8 protein-coding genes are annotated in these 7,885 nt (G+C 26.3%); all 8 read left to right on the top strand.

Features of this window, described 5'->3' with window-relative positions:
• A partial coding sequence (locus tag PWP28_RS09655) for a phosphodiester glycosidase family protein (protein WP_308644665.1) occupies window positions 1-478 on the top strand: 478 nt, incomplete at its 5' end.
• A gap of 1 nt (window position 479) precedes the next feature.
• Complete coding sequence (locus PWP28_RS09650) at window positions 480-1,478, top strand: LacI family DNA-binding transcriptional regulator (protein WP_109604856.1); 999 nt, start codon at window positions 480-482, stop codon at window positions 1,476-1,478.
• Between the two features lie 4 nt (window positions 1,479-1,482).
• Complete coding sequence (locus PWP28_RS09645) at window positions 1,483-2,661, top strand: hypothetical protein (protein WP_308644664.1); 1,179 nt, start codon at window positions 1,483-1,485, stop codon at window positions 2,659-2,661.
• A 188-nt stretch (window positions 2,662-2,849) separates the two neighbouring features.
• The gene (locus PWP28_RS09640; protein WP_308644663.1) at window positions 2,850-4,133 is read left to right on the top strand and encodes an extracellular solute-binding protein; all 1,284 of its coding nucleotides are present in this window, start codon (window positions 2,850-2,852) and stop codon (window positions 4,131-4,133) included.
• Between the two features lie 51 nt (window positions 4,134-4,184).
• Window positions 4,185-5,096: a carbohydrate ABC transporter permease gene (locus PWP28_RS09635; protein WP_305081683.1), complete on the top strand. Its 912-nt coding sequence runs from the start codon at window positions 4,185-4,187 to the stop codon at window positions 5,094-5,096.
• Between the two features lie 18 nt (window positions 5,097-5,114).
• Window positions 5,115-5,942, top strand: coding sequence for a carbohydrate ABC transporter permease (locus PWP28_RS09630; protein WP_308644666.1), 828 nt, complete (start codon window positions 5,115-5,117; stop codon window positions 5,940-5,942).
• Between the two features lie 21 nt (window positions 5,943-5,963).
• Window positions 5,964-7,148: an aminotransferase class I/II-fold pyridoxal phosphate-dependent enzyme gene (locus tag PWP28_RS09625; protein ID WP_308644662.1), complete on the top strand. Its 1,185-nt coding sequence runs from the start codon at window positions 5,964-5,966 to the stop codon at window positions 7,146-7,148.
• 38 nt (window positions 7,149-7,186) lie between these two features.
• Window positions 7,187-7,873, top strand: coding sequence for a helix-turn-helix transcriptional regulator (locus PWP28_RS09620; protein ID WP_308644661.1), 687 nt, complete (start codon window positions 7,187-7,189; stop codon window positions 7,871-7,873).
• Window positions 7,874-7,885 lie beyond the last annotated feature (12 nt).

Genomic DNA, 7,885 nt, shown 5'->3' with positions numbered 1-7,885 from the left:
AATTATAATAAATAAAAATAAAAATTATAATAAAATATTTGGTGGAGGAACTTTATTATATAAAGAAGGAAAAAATTTAGTTAAGACACAAAAAGAAGCATATGAAAATTTTAAAGTTGAAGGATGGTACAATCCTCTATCTATGCAAACTCAAGAAACTCAGGTTCAAGAGTGGCTGAGAGGGCCAAGAACTATAATTGGAAATGACCATAAAAATGGATTTTTCTTTATAGTTTTTTCAGGAAGAACAAAAGAAAGCAAAGGTGTAAGATTCGATGAAATCGTCAAGATGGTTGAAAATGAGATAAAAGATGTTAAAAATATAATGAATATTGATGGAGGAGCATCGAGTTGTCTTGGATTTATAAAAGATAAAGAGTTTTTTGAATTATCATATCCTTGTACATCTAATTATACATCTGCTGGAATGGTAAGACCTGTAAACTCAATGCTTTTAATAAATAAAAAAGGTGATTAAAATGAAAGATTCAAAATTGACAATAAAAGATATATCTCAAATGACAGGATATTCTATAAGAACAGTTTCAAGGGTTATAAACAATAATCCAAATGTAAAAGAAAGTACCAGAAATAAAATAGAAAAGGTACTTAAAGAAACTGGTTTTGAAACGAATATTTTTGCAAAGAGTCTGAGAAAAAAGACTATGAATAATATAATGATAGTAATAGAAAAACAAAAAAATACATATCCAGGTCAATGGTATTCAATACTATTTCAAAAAATAATAGATAAAGCGGCAGAATATGATTATAATGTTTTTATGACTGAATATATATCCGAACAAAAAAATCCTTTCAATGGAATGCATCTTTTGAAATCTGGATTTGTAGATGGTGCAATAATATTTAATATAAAAGAAAATGATAAAAAAGTTAAAATTTTTCAGCAGGCTGGAATACCTTTTGTCACAATAGGTGAAACGAATTCAAAAACACCTTTTGTTGCAACTGATAGTTTCTCTGGGATGTATCAAGCCACAAATCATTTAATAAAAAATGGATTAACAGATATAGTTTTAATGCTTGGAAATCTTCAGTATACATTGAATATAAAGAGAAAAAAAGGATATATAAAAGCGTTTGAAGACAATAAAATAAAAATAAATGAAAATAATATACTCATAAACATAAGAACATTTCAAGATACATATAATTACTGTAAAAACATGAAAAAAATTCCACATGGAATAATAATTTCTGGTGATGAAAAAGCTTTTGGTGCATTGAAAGCATTGAATGAAAGAAATATAAATATACCAGATAATATATCAATTATAGGATATGATAATATACCACTCTCCAATTTCTCAACACCAGCATTGACTACTGTTGAGCAACCCGTTGATGAAATAGTTGAAAAATCATTTAAAATGCTTTTAGATTTAATAAATGAAAAAGATGTAGACACAGAAATACTTATACCTGTTAAACTTATAAAAAGAGATACTACGAGGTGAATAAATGAAAAATGCTATTGTTATAAACATATATTTAACAACAGAAAAAGGAGAAAAGCATCCCTTTGATCATCCAACTCCTTTAGAAGAATTTGAAGAAAAAAATACTTTTTTTGATACTTTAAAAAGTATAAATGAACTTGAAGTACCAGAAAATGAAGAAATAAAATTGTATATATTTGCAATTGCTGCAAATGAAATTACAAAAAAAGATAATATAATATATGAAAAAGTAAATAAATTAATGAATGAATCACGTTTTGAATATGAAATCTATACAAATACAGATATTTTGAATTTAAGAGAAAAATATAAATCTGATTTTTTTAGTGTTAAAGGGTATCCAGAAATAAGAAATCAAGGATTTATAATTCCATTGATCAATAAAGAAGATATAATAATACAAATAGATGATGATGAATTATTGAGAAAAAATTACTTTAAAAAAACTGTTAAAATATTAAAAGAAAATCCTGATAAATTTATAATAACAGCCCCTTATGAAAAAAATGGAACTGTCAGAATCATGGGAGAAGATCCTGTTAAATCTTGGAAAAAATTTAGTTCTATGGATATGGATATAATAGAATTATCCAAAGATGAAAATATAAAAGAAAGTACTTTTGGTTTTGGTGGAAATATGATAGTTAGAAAAGAATTTGCAGAAAAAATGTTATACCCTCTAGATGTTCCAAGGGGAGAAGATTTTTCTTTATTACTTGCATCAAGACTTATATATGAAAATGGTAATAAATACATAAATATAAGTAAAAAACAAAATATATTTAGAAGTTATTATATATCCGATAAAGATCTCACAATTATTCATAAACCTCCAGTCGAAGCTAAAAAAGATATTATGTTTTATATAGAAAAAAACATGAAACGTTTTATAATGGAATGGAATATGTTCATAAATCAAGAAGAACTTAAAATAGAAGATCTAAAAAAATTATCTAATTATTTATATTATATGATAGGATATCAAGACATGAAAGAGTATTTGAAAGATATTTTAAAAGAAGTAGAAGAAAAATACACAGATCAAAATACTGAAAGATTAAAAGAAGAACTTTTATCTTTCATGGATAAATGGAACAAAAATAATAAAAATAGATTTGAAGACTATAAAAAAGTTCAAAGAGATTATATTAATTTCATAAATAAAATAAGAACAAATTAAAAAATACAAATTATTGTTATAAAAATCGAACCCATACAAATTATTGTATGGGTTCGATTTTATTATTTAAATGGTTTATTTGTTTTATTAATGGTTATTTTTACCCTTAATTATCGAATAAAAATTTTGCTATTTTATAAAATATAAAATAAATTGTATGAAATAAAGCTTAAGAAGGGGGTTTTTGTATGTTAAAGAGTTTAAATTTTAAATTTTTTGTTTGTATGATTTTATCTTTTTTATTCATTTGTTCTATGGGTTTATCTGAAAAAAGAAAATTAGTTATTTGGCATGCATATGCTGGTCAGGATTCAAAAGTTGCATTGGCAAGAAAATGGATAGACTCTTTTAAAGAAGCTAATCCAGATATTGAAATTGAAGAAGTTGCATTAGAACATTCTTCATATAAAATCAAATTAAACACAGCTATGGCTGCAGGAAATCCACCAGATGTTTTTTATGCTCTACCTGGCGGAACATTAGATGAATTTGTTAATTCAGGTTTGATTTACCCGCTTACTAAAGATTTAAATGAAAATAATTGGAAAAATGATTTTTTAGAATCAGCTCTCGATAGAGTTACTGTAAATGATGATATTTATGCTGTTCCTATAGATATCGATACAGTACAAATATGGTATAACAAAAAGATATTTGAAAAATATAACTTAAAAACACCAAAAACTTTAGAAGAACTCTTTACTGTATGTGATTTTTTAAAATCAAAAGGAATTATACCAATATCTTTAGGAAATAAAGATTTTTGGGCAGGTCCATTTTGGTTTCATTATTTTATGTTGAGATTCGATAAATCTGGAATAATTCAAGGATATTTAAGAAATGATCCAAATTATTCTTTTAATACAGAAGAAGCGATTAATTCTTTTAAATTAATTCAAGATATGGTAAAAAGAAATTATTTCCCTATGGGAATAAACAGTATGACAGAAACTGAAAGTGATATGCTATTTTTTAATGGTATGGCAGCTATGACTATGGATGGAACTTGGCAATTAGGTCAAAATCTTGCAGCTGGAAAAGATTTTGAATGTGGATATTTTGAATTTCCAAAAATTGCGAATTCTAAAGGAGATCAAAGTGATGTAATTGCAGGTGTCGCTGCTTGTTTTGCAATTTCAAACAAATGTCAAAACAAAGATGATGCAATTTTATTTTTAAAACATATTACATCATTAGACATGGCAAAAGAATATGTAAAATTAAGAAAAACACTAGAATGTGTTAAAGGTGCGGTTACTGAAGAAACAGCAGATCCATTATTATATTTAGTAAACAAAAACACTATAGAAAAAGCTAATAATTTAGATCCTTTTTATGATACAGCAATGCCACCAAAAGCTATGCAAGTATATTATGATACTATTCAAAGTATTTACGATTTAAGTATCAAACCAGAAGAAGCTGTTAAAAAAATAGATAAAGCCATAAAAGATTCTGTGAACAGAAACTAAAAAAATTATTTTTTAACATTATTAGAAATGAAAGTGTGGTGTTAGAAATTTATGGCTGAAATTGAAAAAAAATATCTTAATAAAATAGAAAAATTAGAAAATAAAAGAGCTTTGTCTTTTTTATCGCCGGCATTTTTATTTTTAATATTATTTATGGCATATCCAGTTTTTTATTCTTTTTATTTATCATTTTTTAAATGGAATGGTGCAGCAGAAAAGATTTTTATTGGTTTTTCTAATTATAAAAGAATATTTCAAGACTCAATATTTTGGAAATCTTTGACTAATAATATATCTTTAAGTTTATTAACTGTAATTTTTCAAGTTTTTTTAGCATTAATAATAGCTTATTGGCTTGTCAGAGTTATAAAAAAAGGTAGAAAAATCTTTTTGTTTTTGTATTTAATACCTATTGTTATAAGTGAGATTTGTATAGGTCTTCTTTGGAATTTTATTTATAACCCATATTTTGGTTTAATAAATGGTGTTTTGAGAGGATTAAATCTCGATTTTTTGACAAGAGGATGGGTAGGAGATCCATCTACTGCCTTTTTAGCAGTTATCAATGCTATGAACTTTACTTATATAGGTATGTATATTCTTTTATTTGTAGCAGCTATTCAAGATATACCAGAATCTATATTTGATGCTTCAAAAATAGATGGTGCAAATAATTATAAAAATTTTTTTAGTGTTGTTATACCAATGATTCAAGACTCTATTCAATCAACTTCTTTATTATGTATAATAAACTCTTTTAAAACATTTACACTCACTTTTGTTCTAACGAATGGAGGTCCGAATCATTCAAGTGAAGTCTTATCGACTTATTTATATAAAGTTGGATTTAACGATTTTGAAATGGGCTACTCAGCTACAATAGGATGTATGCAATTAATAATAACTATAATATCTGGATTAATAATTTTAAAACTTATTGGTAAATCTAAAGCTTATTCATAGGGGAGGTGAATTTCTTTGATGTTGAAAAAGAATTTTTCTAAATTTATAGTATATTTAATAGTTATAATTCATGTTTGTATAGTCATATTTCCATTCATATGGTTAATTTATAGCTCTATGAAGACTAATAGTGAATTTTTTTCTTCAGTTTGGAAATTGCCTTCCCACCTTAATTTTGATAATTATATAAAAGCATGGGGTGAAGGAGCATTAGGAATATATTCAATCAATTCTATATTGGTTACATTAGTATCAGTTTTTATCACAGTTATAATTGCAAATTTGGCTGGATATGCTCTTGTTGCATATAAAGTGAAATGGTCTTCAGCTATTGTATTTACTCTGATAGCAGTAATGGCTATTCCATCTTATACAACACTCGTTCCATTATCAACAAGTTTAAAATCAGTGGGACTTTTGAATACAAGAATGGGACTTATATTACCAACAATAGCTTTTAATATTCCAATGTCAATTTTTATAATGAGAGGATTTTTCATAACAGTTCCAAAAGAATTAATAGAAGCGGCAAGAATAGATGGTGCTGGAGAATTAAAAATATTTTTTAAGATTATGCTTCCTTTGGCAAAATCTGCTTCTTTTACTACAGCTATTATAAATGTTATATGGGTATGGAATGATTTCTTATTCCCTTTAGTTATAATAAACGATCCAAAATTAAAAACATTACCTATAGGATTAAGAGATTTTGTTGGACAACATGTAACTAATTATCCTGTAATGTTGGCTGCAATATTAATATCAGCCTTACCAGCTTTATTAATATATATATTATTTCAAAAACAAGTAATAGGTGGTTTAATGGGAAGTGCAGTTAAAGGCTAAAAAATTTAGGAGGATTATAATATGACAAATGAAGAATTAAAAAAATTAAAATTTCAAAGTAAAGCGGTTTATTATTCACCAAATCCAGAAACTAAATCTGTAAGTGAACCAATATATATGACTTCTAATTTTCAATATAACAAAGAACATTATCAGAAAATTATAGATGGCGATAGAGAATCTGTTTATATATATACGAGATGTGGAAATCCAACCGAAAGAAAACTCGAAAAACAAATAGCTTTATTAGAAGGTTCTGAAGATGCTCTTGTAACCTCGTCTGGTATGGCAGCTATTTCTACTTTAATAATGGGAATAGTAGAAAATGGAGACAATATCATAGCTGATAGAACTACTTATAGTACATCACATGAATTCTTTGAAGAGGTATTACCAAAATTTGGTGTTGAAACTAAATTTGTAAATACTCTTGATTTAAAAGAAGTAGAAAATGCCATAGATGAAAAAACAAAAATAATATATGCTGAAACTATAGCTAATCCAATAATAAAATTAACCCCTATAAAAGAATTGGGAGAATTAGCTCATAAACACGGACTCACATATATAGTAGATAATACATTCGCAAGTCCAAGACTTTTAAGACCTATAGAATTAGGAGCAGATTTTGTAGTTGAAAGTGCAACCAAATTTATAGGTGGTCATAATGATGTTTTAGGTGGAATAATTGCAGGAAACTCTGAATTTTTATATGAATTGAGATGGGAAAGGCTCACAAAATTTGGAGGAACTATATCTCCTTTCAATGCATGGTTATTATTAAGAGGATTACAAACAATGTCTTTAAGAGTTGATAAAGCTTGTGAAAATGCTTTAAAATTGGCAAAATATTTAGAAAATCATCCAAAAGTAGAAAAAGTTTCATATCCTGGTCTTGAATCTCATCCTAATCATGAATTAGCTAAAGAAATCTTACCAAAATTTGGATCTATGATCAATTTTAAAGTTAAAGATGAAGAAAGTGGAGTTGAATTTCTGAACGCTCTTAAATTATGTTGTTTTGCTGGAAGTCTTGGAGGAGTTAGAACAAATTTACAACCACCAGCTACTTGTGCATTTCTTGATATACCAGAAAAAGAAAGAAATGAAATGGGAATTTACCTGGGAATGATAAGAGTATCAACCGGAATTGAAGATATTGAAGATATAATTTATGATTTTGAACAAGCTTTTGATAAAATATAATATTGAATAGTAATTTCGGTTTAAGGAGATGTTGTCTTGTGAAAATAAATAAAATATTAAAATCTTTTATTCCAGTGGCTGAAGGTTTAGGAAAAATGCTTGGAGAAGATTATGAAGTCGTACTACATGATGCAAAAAATCCAGAAAATTCTATTTTACATATAGAAAATGCTTCACTTTCTGGCAGAAAAAAAGGCGGACCATTAACCGATTTAGGACTCTTTTTAATTCAATATTATAATGAAAATAAAGTAAAATATTTGGTAAATTATAATGCCAATGCAAACAATAAAAAATTAAGAGCTACAACTTTGTTTATAAACGATGAAAATGATGACTTAATAGGATTCTTATGTATAAATTATGATATTACAAAGGCTGAAAAATTAAAAATGGCCCTTTTTGAAAATGAAGAAAGTATAAATTATATAAAGAAATTATTGAATCAAATGACTGAAACCCATGATTTAGACACTAATTATGAAAATAAATCAGAAACTATTCCAAAAGATTTTGAAGAATTAATCGATGATTATATTCATAATGCACAAAAAAAGATGGGAAAGTCAATATCAGAACTATCTCGAAGTGAAAAAATAGAATTCATATCTATACTGGATAAAAGAGGATTTTTCTTATTAAAAGGAAGTGTAGAAGAATTAGCAAAAAAACTTGGAAATTCTAAGTTTACTATATATGCGTATCTAAGGGAAATAAAAAGTTAATAGAGGTGATTA

Origin of the sequence: Oceanotoga sp. (assembly GCF_030445905.1) — a bacterium.
Lineage (GTDB): Bacteria > Thermotogota > Thermotogae > Petrotogales > Petrotogaceae > Oceanotoga > Oceanotoga teriensis.
The sequence above is the reverse complement of the archived record's forward strand: the minus strand, read 5'-3'. Positions and strand labels throughout refer to the sequence as shown.